The organism is Afipia massiliensis, assembly GCF_014203115.1.
Taxonomy (GTDB): Bacteria; Pseudomonadota; Alphaproteobacteria; order Rhizobiales; family Xanthobacteraceae; genus Afipia; species Afipia massiliensis.
In genome coordinates this window covers 141,353-158,251 of the sequence record NZ_JACHIJ010000004.1, presented here as the reverse complement: position 1 = coordinate 158,251, position 16,899 = coordinate 141,353, and the positions used below count along the sequence as shown (strand labels likewise).

14 protein-coding genes are annotated in these 16,899 nt (G+C 62.3%); 8 read left to right on the top strand and 6 right to left on the bottom strand.

What is annotated here, in order from left to right:
• The 5 genes from HNQ36_RS14495 to HNQ36_RS14475 all read left to right on the top strand — a co-directional run bounded on the left by HNQ36_RS14495 (position 1) and on the right by HNQ36_RS14475 (position 6,038).
• Positions 1 to 1,494, top strand: a complete 1,494-nt coding sequence (locus tag HNQ36_RS14495) for an FAD-linked oxidase C-terminal domain-containing protein (RefSeq protein ID WP_184086237.1) — start codon at positions 1 to 3, stop codon at positions 1,492 to 1,494.
• Positions 1,495 to 1,563: 69 nt separating this feature from the next.
• A complete protein-coding gene (locus tag HNQ36_RS14490; RefSeq protein WP_184086235.1) occupies positions 1,564 to 2,796 on the top strand; it encodes an FAD-binding protein in 1,233 nt (410 codons plus the stop codon).
• 18 nt (positions 2,797 to 2,814) lie between these two features.
• Positions 2,815 to 4,182: a glycolate oxidase subunit GlcF gene (gene glcF / locus HNQ36_RS14485; protein ID WP_184086233.1), complete on the top strand. Its 1,368-nt coding sequence runs from the start codon at positions 2,815 to 2,817 to the stop codon at positions 4,180 to 4,182.
• Positions 4,183 to 4,224: 42 nt separating this feature from the next.
• Positions 4,225 to 4,626: a histone gene (locus HNQ36_RS14480; protein WP_184086231.1), complete on the top strand. Its 402-nt coding sequence runs from the start codon at positions 4,225 to 4,227 to the stop codon at positions 4,624 to 4,626.
• 398 nt (positions 4,627 to 5,024) lie between these two features.
• Positions 5,025 to 6,038 (top strand): TorF family putative porin, encoded by a 1,014-nt coding sequence (locus tag HNQ36_RS14475; RefSeq protein WP_184086229.1) that lies wholly within the window; start codon positions 5,025 to 5,027, stop codon positions 6,036 to 6,038.
• A 130-nt stretch (positions 6,039 to 6,168) separates the two neighbouring features.
• Here the strand turns inward: HNQ36_RS14475 and HNQ36_RS14470 are convergent, their stop codons facing one another.
• The gene (locus tag HNQ36_RS14470; protein WP_184086227.1) at positions 6,169 to 7,917 is read right to left on the bottom strand and encodes an SbmA/BacA-like family transporter; all 1,749 of its coding nucleotides are present in this window, start codon (positions 7,915 to 7,917) and stop codon (positions 6,169 to 6,171) included.
• A 346-nt stretch (positions 7,918 to 8,263) separates the two neighbouring features.
• On the opposite strand from HNQ36_RS14470, the gene HNQ36_RS14465 reads away from it, so the two are divergent.
• Complete coding sequence (locus HNQ36_RS14465; RefSeq protein ID WP_184086225.1) at positions 8,264 to 8,668, top strand: META domain-containing protein; 405 nt, start codon at positions 8,264 to 8,266, stop codon at positions 8,666 to 8,668.
• Between the two features lie 4 nt (positions 8,669 to 8,672).
• On the opposite strand, the gene HNQ36_RS14460 is transcribed toward HNQ36_RS14465, so the two are convergent.
• The 4 genes from HNQ36_RS14460 to groES form a co-directional block, all read right to left on the bottom strand.
• Positions 8,673 to 10,214 (bottom strand): phytoene desaturase family protein, encoded by a 1,542-nt coding sequence (locus HNQ36_RS14460; protein WP_184086223.1) that lies wholly within the window; start codon positions 10,212 to 10,214, stop codon positions 8,673 to 8,675.
• 202 nt (positions 10,215 to 10,416) lie between these two features.
• Complete coding sequence (locus tag HNQ36_RS14455; protein WP_184086221.1) at positions 10,417 to 11,619, bottom strand: hypothetical protein; 1,203 nt, start codon at positions 11,617 to 11,619, stop codon at positions 10,417 to 10,419.
• A 154-nt stretch (positions 11,620 to 11,773) separates the two neighbouring features.
• Complete coding sequence (gene groL / locus HNQ36_RS14450) at positions 11,774 to 13,426, bottom strand: chaperonin GroEL (protein WP_184086219.1); 1,653 nt, start codon at positions 13,424 to 13,426, stop codon at positions 11,774 to 11,776.
• Positions 13,427 to 13,509: 83 nt separating this feature from the next.
• The gene (gene groES / locus HNQ36_RS14445) at positions 13,510 to 13,806 is read right to left on the bottom strand and encodes a co-chaperone GroES (protein ID WP_019195488.1); all 297 of its coding nucleotides are present in this window, start codon (positions 13,804 to 13,806) and stop codon (positions 13,510 to 13,512) included.
• Positions 13,807 to 14,123: 317 nt separating this feature from the next.
• Here groES and HNQ36_RS14440 point away from each other — a divergent pair, with 317 nt between their 5' ends.
• Positions 14,124 to 14,648 carry a hypothetical protein gene (locus tag HNQ36_RS14440; RefSeq protein ID WP_184086217.1) on the top strand — a complete coding sequence of 175 codons (525 nt, stop codon included), beginning with the start codon at positions 14,124 to 14,126 and terminating at the stop codon, positions 14,646 to 14,648.
• A gap of 60 nt (positions 14,649 to 14,708) precedes the next feature.
• Entirely contained in the window at positions 14,709 to 15,905 is a 1,197-nt protein-coding gene (locus HNQ36_RS14435) for an MFS transporter (protein WP_184086215.1), read from the top strand.
• 62 nt (positions 15,906 to 15,967) lie between these two features.
• Here HNQ36_RS14435 and HNQ36_RS14430 read toward each other — a convergent pair whose 3' ends face one another.
• Positions 15,968 to 16,738 (bottom strand): protein phosphatase CheZ, encoded by a 771-nt coding sequence (locus HNQ36_RS14430; protein ID WP_046827726.1) that lies wholly within the window; start codon positions 16,736 to 16,738, stop codon positions 15,968 to 15,970.
• Between the last annotated feature and the right edge of the window lie 161 nt (positions 16,739 to 16,899).

The window sequence follows — 16,899 nt, the reverse complement described above, 5'->3', positions numbered from 1 at the left end:
ATGTCCATCATGATGCCTGAAGCGGATCAGGCGGTGCTTGGCCGCCGCGACGAGATCGTCGCCGCTTTGCGCAAAATCGTTCCTGGCGAGGGCGTCATCGCCACGACGCGGGAAATGCAGCCCTATGAGTCCGATGCGCTGACCGCCTACCGTCAGCCGCCGATGGTCGTGGTGCTGCCGGACACCACCGAGCAGGTCTCGCAGGTCCTGAAATACTGTCACGACAACGGCATCAAGGTCGTGCCGCGCGGGTCTGGCACATCGCTGTCGGGAGGTTCGCTGCCGCTTGCGGACGGCGTGCTGCTGGGGCTCGGCAAGTTCAAGCGCGTCCGCGAGATCGATTTCGACAACCGGGTGGCCGTGGTCGAACCGGGTGTCACCAACCTCGCTATCAGCCAGGCCGTGGCGCACGAGGGCTTCTACTACGCGCCCGATCCATCGTCGCAGATCGCCTGCTCGATCGGCGGCAATGTCGCGGAGAATTCCGGCGGCGTTCACAGCCTGAAATACGGCATGACCACCAACAACGTGCTCGGCTGCGAATTCGTGCTGATCACCGGCGAGATCCTGCGCATCGGCGGCAAGGCGCCCGAGAACGACGGCTACGACCTGATGGGCATCATCAACGGCTCGGAAGGCCTGCTCGGCGTGGTCACCGAAGTGACGGTGCGTATCCTGCAGAAGCCGGAAACCGCACGCGCGCTGATGGTGGGCTTCGCGGAAATCGAGGCGGCCGGTCAATGCGTCGCCAACATCATCGGCGCCGGGATCATTCCGGGCGGCATGGAGATGATGGACAAGAACGCCATCGTCGCCGCGGAGGCATTCGTGCATGCGGGTTACCCGCTCGATGTCGAAGCCCTGCTGATTATCGAACTCGACGGCCCGAAAGTTGAGGTCGATGAACTGATCGAGCGCGTGGAGAAGATCGCGCGTGCCTGTGGTTCGACCACGCTGCAGATCTCGAACTCCGAACAGGAGCGTCTGCTGTTCTGGTCCGGCCGCAAGGCTGCGTTCCCGGCGGTCGGACGGCTCTCGCCGGATTATCTCTGCATGGACGGCACCATTCCACGCGGCAAGCTGCCCGAAGCGCTGGCCGGCATTCGCGACCTCTCCGAGAAATACGGCCTGCGCGTCGCCAACGTCTTCCACGCTGGCGACGGCAACCTTCATCCGCTCATTTTGTACGATGCCAATATCGCCGAAGAGATGGACAAGGCCGAGGCCTTCGGCGCGGACATCCTGCGCCTGTGCGTGAAGCTCGGCGGCGTGCTGACCGGCGAACATGGCGTCGGCGTCGAGAAGCGCGACCTGATGCCGGAAATGTTCAGCGATATCGATCTTGCGCAGCAACAGCGGCTGAAATGCGCGTTCGATACGCAAGGGCTACTCAATCCCGGCAAGGTCTTTCCGACGCTGCATCGCTGCGCCGAACTCGGACGGGTTCATGTCCACGGCGGCAAGCTGGCTTTCCCTGATATTCCGCGATTTTGAGGCAATGATCCGGGATCGCGAGAACCGCTTGCCGGGCCAAGTCTGCATGCAAACAAGACAGGATGTGGCGTGGATACGTTGAAAGTACGTGATGCGAAAGATGTAGAGCAGGCGGTGCGCGATGCGCTCGCTGCCGAGCAGCCGCTGGAGATTGTCGGGCACGGCAGCAAGCGCGCGATCGGCCTGCCGATGGCGACCAATGCGGTGCTCGATCTGTCCGCACTCAACGCCGTCACGTCCTATGAGCCCAATGAGTTGATCGTCACGGTTCAGGCCGGTGCGCCGATGGCCGATCTGCTCTCGCTGATCGATTCCAAGAACCAGCAGTTCGCGTTCGACCCGATGGACACCTCGGTGCTTCTGGGAACGCCGCGCGACGCGGGGACGGTCGGCGGCATGATCGCCGCGGGTCTGGCCGGTCCGCGCCGGATCAAGGCCGGCGGCGCGCGCGATCATCTGCTCGGCGCCAATGCCGTGTCGGGATTCGGGGACTCGTTCAAGACCGGCGGCAAGGTGGTGAAGAACGTCACGGGTTACGACCTCTGCAAGCTGCTGGCGGGATCGTGGGGCACGTTGTCGGTGATGACCGAGGTGACGCTGAAGGTGATGCCCAAGGCGGAAACCGAGCGGACGCTGGTGCTGCGCGGCCTCGATGACGTCGCGGCGAACCGGGCAATGACCATGGCGCTTGGATCTCCCTATGACGTATCGGGTGTGGCGCACCTTCCGGCATCGATCTTCCGGGCTGCAGGCGGGGCGCTGTCCGGTCTCGGCGAATCCCGCCAATCGGTGACGCTGATCCGGCTCGAAGGCATCGGCGCCTCGGTTCCTCATCGTGCGGGGTCGGTGAGCCAGGCGCTCGCCGCGTTCGGAGCAGCGGAGATGATCGAGGACGATGTCTCCGCATCGGTCTGGGCTTCGATCCGCGACGTGACGCCGTTCGCGGCGTCCGGGCCGCTGGGCGCGTGGCCGGTCTGGCGGATCGTCTGCCCACCGGCCTCAGGCGGTGCGTTCGGTCAGGCGCTGGCGCGCGAGACCGGCGGCGACGTGATCTACGACTGGGGCGGCGGGCTGATCTGGGCGGCGCTGCCTCCGGCGATGGACGCCCATGCTGCCTTGCTGCGGCAGCGTCTGAAATCCGTCGGCGGCCACGCAACGCTGCTTCGCGCCACCGATCAGGTGCGCAATACCGTCGACGTTTTCCACACGCAGGAGGCGGGCGTCGCGGCGCTGGGACTGCGCGTCAAGGCGAGCTTCGACCCCCGCAATATTCTGAACCGCGGCCGGATGGTGCGCGCATGATCCGGAACCGGTGACGTCATGAAGACCGAATTTTCCCTCGCCCAGCTTGCCGATCCCGACATTCGCGAAGCCGACAAGATCCTGCGGGCCTGCGTGCATTGCGGATTCTGCACCGCGACCTGCCCGACCTACGTCCTGCTTGGCGACGAACTCGATAGCCCGCGCGGGCGGATCTACCTGATCAAGGACATGCTCGAGAACGACCGCAAGCCGACGCAGGAGGTGGTCAAGCATATCGACCGCTGCCTGTCGTGCCTGGCCTGCATGACCACCTGCCCGTCGGGGGTGAACTACATGCACCTGGTCGATCAGGCGCGGGTGAAGGTCGAGGACGAGTATTCAAGGCCGCTGTCCGAGCGATTTCTGCGCGGGGTCCTTGCGCATGTCCTGCCGCGTCCCGGCCTGTTTCGCGCCAGCATGATCGCGGCCCGCCTGGCCCGGCCGTTCGCGGCGTTGCTGCCGGCTCCCCCCAAAGGCCAGACCACGCCGACATTCTTCGACCGGCTGCGTGCGATGCTTGCGCTCGCGCCAGGACGATTGCCGCCGCCGGGGCCGTCCGGTGGCACGGTCTTCCCCGCCGAGGGGCAGAAGCGCGGCCGTGTTGCGCTGTTGCAGGGCTGCGCCCAGCAGGTTCTTTCTCCCGGGATCAATCAGGCGGCGATCCGGATACTGACCCGCAACGGCATCGAGGTCGTGCTGGTGGCGGACGAGCAGTGCTGCGGCTCGCTGACCCATCACATGGGCCGCGACGGCGATGCGCTGGCGCGTGCGCGGGCGAACATTGAGGTGTGGACAAACGAGATCGACCGGAACGGTCTCGACGCCATCCTCGTGACCACGTCGGGATGCGGGACGACCATCAAGGACTACGGCTACATGCTGCGCGAAGACACTGCCTTTGCAGCAAAAGCCGCACGTATTTCGGCTCTTGCGAAGGATGTGACCGAGTACGTCGCGGGCATCGAGATCGCGTGGCCGCAAAGCAAAAACGATCTCGTCGTCGCGTATCACTCCGCATGTTCGTTGCAGCACGGACAGAAAATCACGCAGCTTCCGAAAGAATTGCTTTCCAAGAGCGGATTCGTGGTGAAAGATGTGCCTGAGAGTCATCTGTGTTGCGGTTCGGCGGGAACGTACAACATCCTCCAGCCCGACATTGCGAGGCGACTGCGCGAACGGAAGATCGCCAACATCGCATCGACGGAGCCGGACGTTATCTCTGCCGGTAACATCGGTTGCATGGTGCAGATAGGCTCGGTGGAAAGTGCCGACGGAACGTCAGTCCCTGTGGTGCATACGATTGAATTGCTCGATTGGGCGACGGGCGGACCTCGGCCGGATTTGTTGATGAGATCAATGAAGGGCCCCCACGTTGGGAGTGCTTGAGCGCCGGTGCAACGTGTGGCTGGCGGTAACAGGAGGACCACAATGGCTAAGGCAAAGAAAAAGAAATCGAAGGCTAAAAAAGCTAAAAAGCTGATGGCGAAGAAGAGCGCCAAGAAAGTTTCCAAGAAGGCTGCGAAGAAGAAGTCAGCGAAAAAATCCGCCAAGAAGTCGGCGAAGAAGGCCGTGAAAAAGTCCGCCAAGAAGGCTTCCAAGAAAGCCGCGAAGAAGTCGGCAAAGAAATCGGCGAAGAAATCATCCGCAAAAAAGGCCGCTCCGAAGAAGGCCGCTCCCAAAAAGGCTGCCAAGAAGCGCGCTCCGAAGCCTGCTCCCGCTCCGGCAACCGAGCCGGCTCCGGCCGAATCGAGCTGGTCCAGCCCGGCTCCGGCATCGACTCCCAGCTGGTCTTCGGGCTTCGGCTCCGGCAGCGACGACAACAACAACTGAGGTCGGCACCTGCTTCGGCAGGCGTGCTGCATTCCTCCCGCAGAGCCGCAGCGCATCGCTGCGGCTCTTGTCGTTTTGGGGCCGGAAAGCCGAATCACACCGGCACCGGGAGCGATTCCTGCTGGTATCGATGGCCTGACGGGACCGCCATTGGAGATCGAACCCGCCGCGCGTTCAATTGGGGCCGAAATTTGTTGTTGGAATGCAACACTGCGACAGAACCGCATTCACAGGGCTTGAAACGCCTAAAAAGGCGGCAATTGCTTGGGTTTTTTGCTTCACGCAGAAGACATTGGCCATCACATTGACGCCACGAAACGAATTCGCCCAGTCGATTAACGCTTGTCACTCGGACCTTCGGCAATCGGACTGGATTTTAAACGATGATGGGGATCGTCATGAAGAAAGTAAGTTTGTCGATCGCAGCAGTTTCCGTTGCGATGGGTCTGGGATCGGCTTCCGCCGCCGATTTGGGCAAGGTCTATACCAAGGCTCCGGCACCGATTGTCGTGTCGCCTTGGGATGTCGCCTTCGGCGCGTCGATCGCGAGCAACTATGTGTTCCGCGGTATCACGCAGTCCAACAAGAATGCTTCGGTCGCCGCTTACTTCGAGCCGCGCTACAACATCAACCCGAACCTGCAGCTCTACGCCGGTGTCGGCGGTGCGAGCATCTCTTTCACCAACCGCGCGGCTGCTGAAATCGATGTGTACGCCGGTATCCGTCCGACCTTCGGCGCCCTCGCATTCGACTTCGGTGTGTTCGGCTATCTGTATCCAGGCGGGCAGTGCATCGATAGCTTCGGTGGTCCAGCTGGCGCAGCCGTTTGCCCCCCCGGTTCCAACGTCGTTCTGCCGAGCTTCAACGGCATGAAGAAGGACGTCAGCTTCTACGAAGTCTACGGCAAGGTGAACTACACCTTTAACGACTACTTCGCGATGGGCGGCAACGTGTTCTACTCGCCGAACTTCCTGAACTCCGGCGCTGACGGCACCTACGCCTCGATCACCGCCAAGGCCACCGCACCGGGCACCCTGTTCGGCACCAGCGGCATCGGCGCCTACGTGTCGGGTGAATTCGGCCGCCAGTGGCTCGGCACTTCGGACTCGTTCTACGGCACCAACGTGGTTGCTGCAGGTTTTGCCGGTCCGTTCCCGAACGGCATCAAGTATGATGATTACAACACCTGGAACGTCGGCGTGGGCTTCACCTACAAGGTCTTCACTCTCGACCTGCGCTACTCCGGAACCGACCTTTCAAAGGGTGCATGTAACGCCTTCACCAGCGACTTCACCGCTCAGCAGACCGGTTCGTTCAGTGCGATCAACCCGGGTGGTTTCGGCTCCAAGTGGTGCGGCGATCAGTTCATCGCCAAGCTCTCGGCCGACGTGACCCTCGGCGCTCTGAAGTAATTTTTCTCATCTGAAGGTCTAAGGGCGGCAGAAAAATCTGCCGCCCTTTTTCTTTGATCTCTGCTGGCAGCGCTCGCCTTTGTCTGGCATCGCTGGGTGCGGCGCGAGTCATGGCCGCAGCAAGGATTGATCACGTCACTGTCGCGGGCCGCTCGCTATCACCAAGCGTGAACTGCTCGCCGGAGCGCACCAGCGCAACCTCACGCTGATGGAACGCCTCGAGCGTGCTGCGGTGGCCGATCGAGACGATGGTCGTGTCGGGCAGCTTCTCCGCAATCAGGCGATAGAGCAGGGCCTCGGACGGCTCATCCAGCGACGCGGTGGCTTCATCGAGGAACAGGTACTGCGGCGTATGCAGCAGCGCGCGCGCGATGCCAAGCCGTTGCTGTTCGCCGAGCGACAGCGTCCTGTTCCAGTGCCCTTCCTCGTCAAGCCGCGCCGCCAGCGCGGGCAGGCCGACGAGCTTCAGGACATCGGCCAGCTGGGCTGCGTTGTAGGTGGCTTCCTTCGAGGGATAGGTGATCGCGGACGCCAATGAGCCGACCGGAAAATAAGGTCGTTGCGGCAGCATCATCAGTGACGCGCCCTTCGGAATCGAAATCGCACCTTTGCCGAACGGCCAGATTCCCGCGATGGCGCGGAACAGGGTGGACTTGCCCGATCCGGACGGCCCGGTGACCAGCGTGCGTTCACCGCTCCGCAGCTTGAAGCTGGAGGTCTGCACCAGCGGTTTCCCGTTCGGCAAGCTGAGCAGCAGGTTGTCGAGACCGATGACGCCTGAGTCCGGGGTGGCGACAGGCTGGATCGAGTTGGGGCTCACCGCGAGCGCCTTCGCCGCATCGATTCCGGCCTCGAAGCCGTTGAGGCGGGCAACCACGGCCTGCCATTCCGCCAGTGTGCGATAGGTCGAGATGAAGAACGACAACGCACCCTGCACGCTGCCGAAGGCGGACGCGGTCTGCATCATGCCGCCGAGCTGCATCTTGTTGGCGAAATACGCAGGCGCGACGAGGATGTAGGGAAAGATCACCGAGGCCTGCGAGTAGCTCGCGGTGAATGCCGTGATTTTCTTGGTGCGGCTCATGATGCCGAGCCAGTTCTCGACCACGAATCCGAACCGCGTCAGCAGGCGCTGGCGCTCGGCGGTGTCGCCGTCCAGCAGCGCGATCTGCTCGGAATTTTCGCGGACGCGCACCAGGTTGAAGCGGAAATCCGCCTCGTATTTCTGTTGCCTGAAATCCAGTCCGACCAGCGGGTGCCCGATCAGATGCGTCAGCCATGTGCCGAGCGCCGCATAGATCAGCGCGCCCCAGACCATGTAGCCCGGAATATTGATGTCCTGGCCGAACAGATGCAGCGGGGCAGCGCTCGACAGCGTCCACAGGATTACGACGAACGAGACCAGCGTAACGATGGCGTTCAACAGGCCGACGCCGATGTTCAGCGTGCGGTCGACGAACAGCTTGACGTCGTCGGTGATGCGCTGGTCGGGGTTGTCCGCGGCGTCGCCCTGAAGCTGCATCCGGTAATGGTTGGCGTGGCTGAGCCATTCGCCGAGGTAGCGTTCGGTCATCCATTTGCGCCAGCGGATCTGCAGCCATTGATTCAGGTAGAGCTGATAGACCGCGATGACGATGAAGATCGTGACGATGATCGTGAAGTAGATGATCTCGGAGACGAAGCTCTCCCAGTTGCGCTCCTGAAGCGCGTTGTAGAAGCGGTTGTTCCACGAATTCAGCAGCACATTGATGCCGACGGTGGCGAGTTCGATCACGATCACCGCGGTCAGCAAGGCAAGGCCGGCCCATTTGTCGTCGGAGCGGAAATAGGGTGCAGCAATCCGCCACACCGTTTTGAGCGTCGAGCCAATACCATTCACAGAAAAATTCTCCTTGAAAGAGCCGTAAGGTTCTGAGATTTCGCGAGAAATGTCTCTCTAGCTGAAAGTGGAAAAACGTCGGATCTGCGGCATGCCGTCTACCATGCGGTGCTCATTCCTAGCATGTTGCCGACAGCGCGGGAGGCTGGGGAGGCCGTTCATTGAGCGGCATTGTGAGCATATTGGGGCCTGGGTCCGCGCTCACTGTTCTCATCACACGCTTGTGCTCTCCAGCTTGCAGATAGGCCGACCCGGCGGCGCGAGATCAGTTTAGGCCGTGCGCGCACTGGAAAATCGAAGCTCAAACGTCTAGAACCGCGCGCGGTTGAAATCTGTTGAGGTCACCATGACGGTTCTGCGACGCGCCATCGCCGGTCTTGCTTTCGCGGCCAGCATCATCGGATTTGTGCCAGCCCATGCCGCCAGTGAATTCCCGTTCGGACTGGAAATGACTCTTGAGGCTCGCCCGCAGCCGGGGTTGAAGAAAATTCCGACGCTTGAGATCGGTGACAATGGAGAAGCCACGCTGGATCTGTGGTGCAAGACCGGCAAGGGGCAGTTCTCGGTGGCCAATGACACCGTCATTTTCGTTCCGGGTGCGATGGAAGATCGCGGCTGTACGCCCGAGCGTGCACAGGCTGACGACGCGCTGCTGAATGCGCTCGGCGCGGCGGCGACCTGGAAACGGCAGGGCGATTTCATTTCGTTCATCGGTGCGACGACATTGCGGTTCCGGCTGAGTACGAACTAAGCAGTCAGCGCTCGCGCAGGATCATGTCGGCGCAGGCGCCGCCCGACTGGATCACGCCAGTATAGCCGCCAAATCCCGTATAGGCCGACGCAAGGTAAAGTCCCTGGATCGGCGTCGCCGGTGATCGCTTTGGTGTGCTGAACAGCGAGCGTGGCGGCGTCGGTGCGAAACCGTAGACAGCGCCCTGCGGCGCGCCGAGATATTGCTGCACCGACAGTGCGGTGTTGAAGGTCGATGCCGTGATGGAGTGCGCCAGACCGGGATAGTGCCCGTCGAGATACGTCACGATGGCGTCCTGCCAGCGGGCGCGCTTGGCGCGGTAACTGTCCAGATCGCCGCCGGTCCAGTTCGACAGCAGATCGGGCCCGACGATGGACAGCACGTAAGGCGGTGCAGGGACGCCCGACTCGATCGCGGCATAATCGACGATCGCCAGCGGTGGCATTCGCTCGCCCGGTTCACCCGCCATCAGCGCCGTTGCCTGCGCATAGTCGTTGAGCTTCGTCATCCAGTCCGGCAGCAGCTGTGTCGAATAACTGCTGACGCCAAGTTCGCGCGGCGGCCTCATAAGGCCGAGCGTGAGCGCGAACAGCGAGATCGAGCGCTGGCGATGGCCGTATGTTGAAAGGAGTTTCGCTCCGCTGGATTCGGGCAGCAGCGCGGCCAGTACCTCCGGCGCGGCGTTGCCGATCACGCGCGTGGTCTCCACGGTTTGCGGATCGCTGCCGTCCTTTGCCTTGTGCGTGATGCGCGCGATGCGGCCATGTGAGTCGGTGCCGATGGCGCTGGCGCTGCGCCGCAGGATGACATCGCTGCCCGCGGTCTTGATGGCCCGCGCCAGCGCGCTCGAGAGGCGTTGCGATCCGCCCTGCACGAAACGTCCGCCGCTCAGCAGATAACTGCCTTGGGCTGCCGCGAAGAACACCCACCAGGTCGTAGCGGGGTCGTCATGGTAGTAGGACAGGTTCGCGGCCAGCGCCGCCTTGACCGCCTCATTGCCCCCGAACACCCGGTCGAGCTTTTGCGACAGCGACAGATTCCAGTCGCGGATCGCTGGCAATATGCTCCGCAATGCGCCAAAAGTTTGCCGTGGGGATTTGAATAGGGTGGCTCGTGAAAGCACGCCCGCTGCAGACGCAATCTGTTCCATTTCGTCGAGCAGGCGCACGATGCCCTCACGCGCATCCGGAAAACGCTGAATCAATGCGCGCCGGGCTGCATCGAAATTGTCGGGCAGGGTGAGCGGCGCGCCAACCGGCCCGCCGCGCACATCATAGAACGTACCGGACGGAATCCACGTCACGGCATCGAGCACGCCGGCGCGCATGAGCGGGCCGTGCTTGGGATCGCGCGGATCGTTCGGGTCGCTGGTTTCATGCAGCGAGCCTTCGACGAACAGGTCGCCGACCTTGTAGCTTGAGGCCGCGCCGCCGACCGAATTGCTGCGCTCGATGACGAGCACCTTGCGGCCCGCACGCGCCAGGATCGCGCCGGTGGTGAGACCGCCGAGGCCCGCGCCAATGATGACGGCGTCGTAGCGCGCCATGCGCTAGTGTCCTGAATCCGAAGTTCGCTTCATTTTGCAACGCCTTCCATAGCGAACTTCGGATTCAAAAGGACACTAGCAATCATAAATTCTCGTGCGGCTTTGGTTCGCAAGTCCGCAAAAGAGCGCGCTGTAGGACAGATGCGGACTTGCGAACCGCCGCACGAGCCGATCCCGCGACGGGTGGGCATGGAGCGGTGGGTTATTTCCATGTTGCCTTGTCGGTGTCCCAGCGCTGACCTTTCAGCTCGGTTGCGACCGCCTTGATCATTCCGTCGTCGTCGTTGAACGTGCTCTCTTCCTCGCCGCCGGAACTCTCCGAGAATTGCAACTGAGGATTGGCGGTCTCGTCCGTGGTTTTGCTCGAAGGTACACCAAGCCAGACGATCAGGCGGTCCGATCCGCCGGGTTTGTCAGGACTGACGAGCGCGGTGATTTCCAGCGTTTCGGTCAGGTCCAGCGCCGGCGCCAACTGGCTCGGGCGCTTGAGGGTGAAGGTGAGTTCGCCAGTGGCGTCGTTCCATACCGATGTTGCCGGCTTCGCGCCCATGACCTTCGCCGCGATGGTGGTCAACGCCGAGGTGAACTTGTCCCGGTTCAGTTTTCCAGCCTGGCTCCAGTCGCCGGCGGCAAAGCGGATCGCCCGCTCCATGTCGTAGGTGCCGGAGGTCCAGCCCGCCGCGACCACGCCCGACGCTGTCTTCAGGCTCGCGATCAGGCCGGGCGCGCGGGCCGGATCGACGAAGAAACGCAGCACTTGCTCGCCCGAGCGCAGCGCATTGCAATCGGTCGCGATGCTGTCGAGGGCGATCTGCACGTTCTGGCCTTTCAGGCTCTTGACGAGCTCGGCGAAGTTCTCGCGCTTGACCCGCACCGCCACCGATTGCGGAGACACCTGGGTGAAATCCTTCGGCGCTTCGCTGAGATCGTCATCGACCACCTGCGATTGCTGGAATTCCTTTTCGTCCACATCGGAGTTATCCGGCGACGACACCGAAGTGAGATGGCCGCCCAGCATAATCTTGCCATCGAAGGAGACCGATTTGCCGCCCTTGCGGATCAGGCTGACCGTCACGGGAGTTTTGTTCTCCATGCTCTGTCCGCTGCCGGAGAGCTTCTCGCCGTCTATTTTCAGGTCGATGGTGAAACGATCCTTGCGATCCGAACTGGTCGACACCGAGTAGCAGACGTCGAGCAGCGCCGAGACCACCTTGCCGCCCTGACGGGTTTCCTTGATGAAGGTATCGACCGGAAGTTCGCCGAGCAGATCGCCCAGCGTGTTGAAGTAACGCACTTCGCTCGCGGGAGGTCCGGCCTTTGCGTCCTTGGCGGTCTGGGCCTGAACCGCTGACCATGATCCTGCTCCCACCATTGCGAGGGTGCAGCCAATCATCAATGCGCGCATGAGTTAGATCCTGAATCGGGGGCGGTTCGCTGGTGGAGCGCCGGACAATCTCAAAAGCGGACCGGATTGTCGCGGTGATTCTTGGATATGAGACAATAAAAAAGGCCGCCCGCAGGCGGCCTTTGATGATGTCGTTGAGGCGAGGGTCGCGGGCTCAGAAGCCCATGCCACCCATACCGCCCATGCCACCCATTCCGCCGCCGCCCGGCATTGCCGGCGCTGCTTCCCTCGGCAGTTCGGCGACCATGGCTTCGGTGGTGACGAGCAGACCGGCGACAGAGGCTGCGTCCTGCAGGGCGGTGCGAACCACCTTGGCAGGATCGATGATGCCCTTGGCGACCATGTCGACATACTCTTCGTTCTGCGCGTCGAAGCCGAAGGTCTCGGTCTTGTTGTCGAGGATCTTGCCGACAACGATGGAACCTTCAACGCCGGCGTTCTCGGCGATCTGGCGGATCGGAGCTTCCAGCGCCTTCAGCACGATGTTGATGCCGGCCTGAACGTCGGAGTTGTCGTTCTGGATGCGGCCAACGGCCTTCTTGGCGCGCAGCAGCGCGGTGCCGCCGCCCGGCACGATGCCTTCCTGAACGGCCGCGCGGGTCGCGTTGAGTGCGTCTTCGACGCGGTCCTTCTTTTCCTTCACCTCGATCTCGGTCGCGCCGCCGACGCGAATGATCGCGACGCCGCCAGCGAGCTTGGCCAGACGCTCCTGAAGCTTCTCACGGTCGTAGTCCGAGGTGGTTTCCTCGACCTGCGCCTTGATCTGGTTCACGCGCGCCTCGATGTCGGCCTTCTTGCCGGCGCCGTTGACGATGGTGGTGTTTTCCTTGTCGATCACGACCTTCTTGGCGCGGCCGAGCATCTTCAGGGTGACGCTTTCGAGCTTCATGCCGAGATCGTCGGAGATCAGCTGACCGCCGGTCAGGATCGCGATGTCTTCAAGCATGGCCTTACGGCGATCGCCGAAGCCCGGCGCCTTCACAGCGGCAACCTTCAGGCCGCCGCGCAGACGGTTGACGACCAGCGTTGCGAGAGCTTCGCCTTCGATGTCTTCGGCGACGATCAGCAGCGGCTTGCCGGTCTGAACGACAGCTTCCAGCACAGGCAGCATCGCCTGCAGGCCGGACAGCTTCTTCTCGTGCAGCAGCACATAGGCGTCTTCCAGCTCAGCCGTCATCTTCTCGGGGTTGGTCACGAAGTACGGCGAGAGATAGCCGCGGTCGAACTGCATGCCCTCAACGATGTCGACTTCGGTGTCGAGCGACTTGGCTTCTTCAACCGTGATGACGCCCTCGTTGCCGACCTTCTGCATCGCCTTGGCGATCATCGAGCCGATGGCGGAGTCGCCGTTGGCGGAGATGGTGCCGACCTGCGCGATTTCAGCGGAGGAGGCGACCGGCTTGGCGCGCTTCTCGATGTCCTTGACGACAGCGGCGACAGCGATGTCGATGCCGCGCTTCAGATCCATCGGGTTCATGCCGGCGGCAACCGACTTGGCGCCTTCACGGACGATGGCCTGAGCCAGAACCGTTGCGGTGGTGGTGCCGTCGCCCGCGGTGTCGTTGGTCTTGGAGGCGACTTCGCGCAGCATCTGCGCGCCCATGTTCTCGAACTTGTCCTCGAGTTCAATTTCCTTGGCGACGGTGACGCCGTCCTTGGTGATGCGTGGCGCGCCGAAGCTCTTGTCGATGACGACGTTGCGGCCCTTCGGACCGAGCGTCACCTTGACGGCGTTGGCGAGGGTATCGACGCCGCGCAGCATGCGGTCACGTGCGTCTCCGGAAAATTTAACGTCCTTGGCAGCCATGGGGTTTACTCCTGATGATGTGTGTTCCCGCCATCCTGAGGCGCGAGCCTCGAAGGATGACGGCAGATGGAGAATGGGTGGGCTTAGTTCAGCACGCCCATGATGTCGGACTCTTTCATGATGAGGAGTTCCTCACCGTCGAGCTTCACTTCGGTGCCGGACCACTTGCCGAACAGCACCGTGTCGCCGGCCTTCAGATCGATCGGGATCAGCTTGCCGGCTTCGTCGCGGCCACCGGGGCCGACGGCAACAACCCGACCCTGCGAGGGCTTCTCTTTGGCACTGTCGGGAATGATGATGCCGCCTTTGGTCTTCTCTTCAGCGTCGATGCGCTTGACGACGACACGATCATGCAGCGGGCGAAAAGTTGTCTTGGCCATCGGATGTCCTTCGGGCGTTGGTTAGGTAAGATTTGACGTGCGGCGGGGCGCGAGGCGTGGATAATGGGCTCAGCTAACCCCTTGGGGATGAAGCCTTGCCCTTAGCAATCGCGCTCCAAGAGTGCTAATGACGGGGCCGGAATATGGGTTGCCGCCGATCCTGTCAAGCAAGGCTCTTAAGGCCTTGGTGAGGCCAATATAGGATGATCTGGAAACCATAAAGGGGAACGCTGCGTATTGACGGGGGTCAGCTCACGCAGTGTGACGGCGGGTCTGTCGGTCTGGCAGGCAGCCACGTGTTCTTGCCGGGAGACACCATGACAATAGTGAGCGAACGAACCAACGCCTCCAAGATCGTCACGCTAGCGGGCGTCTCGCTGCTGGCGGGTTTTCTCGGCGCCTGCGGTGGCGGCGGTTTTGGCGGCTTCGGCGGCGGCCAGGCCACGGTGCAGGAACCGGCCATGGCGCCCGAAGTCCCCGCAACCATCAGGGCCGATGAAATCGTCGGACGGTGGGGTCTCGCCTCCTATCACAAGCCCGACGACAAGACCCGCACGGAAACCGCCGCGCGAGGGCAGTGCAAGAATCCCTACGTGATCGGGCAGGGCGCCAGCGGCGGTGTCATCATGCATCTGCCGGACGAAGCCACGCCACAGGAATTGCGCCTGAAGGGCAGCCAGAGCGGCAAGAATTACATCGGTCCGGCTGGCCCCGCCGGCGGCGATAAAGATCGCGAGATCGTCTCGTTCGACGGACGGGTGTTGATGACTCGGTTCATCGACAAGGATGCCTCCAGCCGCTATGGAACCATGGTGTACGTCCGCTGCGCACCGCGCGCCTGAGGCGCGGGGTTATAATCCCGCCGGACGGATAACTTTCGACGTCGGGGAAGCACGAGCGCAATGGCCGGGCCGCAGGTACTAAGCTCCGGGCCTAGCCGCGCGGTCGTTGTTCTTTCCATCACACAGGTGTTGGGCTGGGGCGTTCTGTTCTATCCGCCCGCGCTCACCATGACGCACATCGCCACCGCCCACGGCTGGTCGCTGGCGCAGGCGCTGGCGGGGTTCTCCATCGCGCTTGGCGTCTCGGGTCTGTTCGCACCGCTGGCTTGCGGATTGATCGACCGGCACGGCGGGAATCTGGTGATGGCCTTCGGCGCGCTGATCGGTGCGCTCGGCCTGCTGATCCTGCCGCTCGCGGATCAATACTGGCTCTATGTTCTGGGCTGGATGCTGCTCGGCGTCGCGATGGCGTCGATCCTCTATGATCCGGCATTCACCACCCTGACCCGCACCTTCGGGGCAGCGTCACGGCGGCCGATCACGCTGGTGACGTTTGCCGGCGGCCTCGCCTCCACCGTGGCATGGCCCGTGACCCACTTATTGATCGAACACGGCGGATGGCGCAGCGCCTATTTCGTTTTCGCCGGCGTACTTGTTTTCATTGTCGCGCCTCTGCACGCATTTGCGCTGCCGCGCCACGCGGTGCATGTGCCGCCTCCGCCGGTTGCGGGCGCTCCGATAGCCGCCCCGGCCAAGATCATTCCGCCGAGCGGCCTTCCGTTCATTTTGATGGCCACGGGATTTGCCGCCCACGCCTTCGTGCTGTCCGGGACGTCCACGCACCTGCTTGCAATCCTGCAACGCGGCGGTCTCGATGCCGGGACGGCTGTGTTTATCGGGGCACTGTTCGGGCCTGCTCAGGTCCTGACGCGGTTTGCCGATTTCATGACCGGCGGGCGATTGCATCCGCTCTGGGTGGCGCGCGTCTCGATGGCGCTGATGGCCTGCGCCTTCATCCTGCTGGCAACGGCAGGGTTCTCCACCGGGATCGCGGCCCTGTTCGCCCTGATGTATGGCGCGGCCAATGGCGTGGTGACGATTGCGCGCGGTGCTTTGCCGTTGGCGATGTTCGGGGCTGTTGGATATGGGCGCGTGGTGGGTCGAATCTCCCGGCCGGCGCAAATCCTCCAGGCGCTGGCGCCTTTCGCGCTGGCATACGTAATCGAACGCTGGTCTGATCAGGGGGCTCTTGAGGTCTCGATTGCAGGCATTCTGCTGGCGCTGGCGTGTTTCGCGGCGCTGCGGCGGTCGACATAAGAAAAGAGCCCCGGAAGCGAGGCCTCCGGGCTCTTTGAACCTGTTCCGAAATGTCGCGGCGCTTAGCCGAACATCGCGTCGATATCGTCCTGCGATGCGTGACCTTCGTCGTCCATGCCCTTGGGGCCGTTCAACAGCTTGGCATCGCCGACGCGGGTGTCGATGATGGCCGGCGCGTGCTGCTTGATCGCATCGACGCCGCCCCAGATTTCCATCATGACGTTGATGTGATGCTCGATGAACTTCATCGTCGTCATCACCTTGTTGATGCGCTGGCCGGTGAGGTCCTGGAAATTGCAGGCCTCGAAGATGCTGACGACGCGCTCCTGGATGTCTTCACTGAGCTGAGCCTGCTGATCGGGCGGCATCACTTTGCCAAGTGCGCTTGCGGCCTGATCGATCGCCTCTGCGGCTTCGAGGATCTGCTGGGTGGCTTCCTCGGTCCCGCCGACAACTGCACCCAGTTCGCCGGTGACTTTCGACATCTCGTCGCCGCTGAAGCTCTTGCCGTGCAGCACCGCGATTTCCTGCTTGGTGCGATTGATGGCGTCGTGGATCAGATCGAGTTCGACCTTCAGCTTTTCGCACTGCTCGATTTGGGCGCGATAGCTTCCAAGGAGTTGTTGGGCTTCCGTCAGTTCCTGCGGCGAAGGATTTGCGTCCTGCTCGGCAACCGGTCCGTTGTGGTGAGACGCCATCTGCGCGCGAATGGCGCGCAGTTCGCTCATGATCTGATTGTGATGCGGCGCGGCATCGCCCTCGATGAGGTCGAGCACCGGCATATCGCCAGACTGAATTCTTTCAATACGAAATCGCTTACGCTGTACGGCCATGGTTTTCCCCACTCCCTGATGAAGTGTTTGTACCCGCTGACTTTTAACGCGAGGTTTCAAACGGAATTGCGGGTGCCATTATGCAGAAAGCGCTGCATACCAACGATTAACCATGCGGTTCGCGCCTTCATCGAAAATAAACGCTACCGCGAGGAACACGC

Coding starts and splice junctions, on each gene's coding strand:
- HNQ36_RS14480 (WP_184086231.1), top strand. CDS start 4,225: ATGGCTAAGGCAAAGAAAAAGAAATCGAAGGCTAAAAAAGCTAAAAAG.
- HNQ36_RS14465 (WP_184086225.1), top strand. CDS start 8,264: ATGACGGTTCTGCGACGCGCCATCGCCGGTCTTGCTTTCGCGGCCAGC.
- groES (WP_019195488.1), bottom strand. CDS start 13,806: ATGGCCAAGACAACTTTTCGCCCGCTGCATGATCGTGTCGTCGTCAAG.
- HNQ36_RS14440 (WP_184086217.1), top strand. CDS start 14,124: ATGACAATAGTGAGCGAACGAACCAACGCCTCCAAGATCGTCACGCTA.
- HNQ36_RS14430 (WP_046827726.1), bottom strand. CDS start 16,738: ATGGCCGTACAGCGTAAGCGATTTCGTATTGAAAGAATTCAGTCTGGC.
- HNQ36_RS14495 (WP_184086237.1), top strand. CDS start 1: ATGTCCATCATGATGCCTGAAGCGGATCAGGCGGTGCTTGGCCGCCGC.
- HNQ36_RS14435 (WP_184086215.1), top strand. CDS start 14,709: ATGGCCGGGCCGCAGGTACTAAGCTCCGGGCCTAGCCGCGCGGTCGTT.
- glcF (WP_184086233.1), top strand. CDS start 2,815: ATGAAGACCGAATTTTCCCTCGCCCAGCTTGCCGATCCCGACATTCGC.
- HNQ36_RS14455 (WP_184086221.1), bottom strand. CDS start 11,619: ATGCGCGCATTGATGATTGGCTGCACCCTCGCAATGGTGGGAGCAGGA.
- HNQ36_RS14475 (WP_184086229.1), top strand. CDS start 5,025: ATGAAGAAAGTAAGTTTGTCGATCGCAGCAGTTTCCGTTGCGATGGGT.
- HNQ36_RS14460 (WP_184086223.1), bottom strand. CDS start 10,214: ATGGCGCGCTACGACGCCGTCATCATTGGCGCGGGCCTCGGCGGTCTC.
- groL (WP_184086219.1), bottom strand. CDS start 13,426: ATGGCTGCCAAGGACGTTAAATTTTCCGGAGACGCACGTGACCGCATG.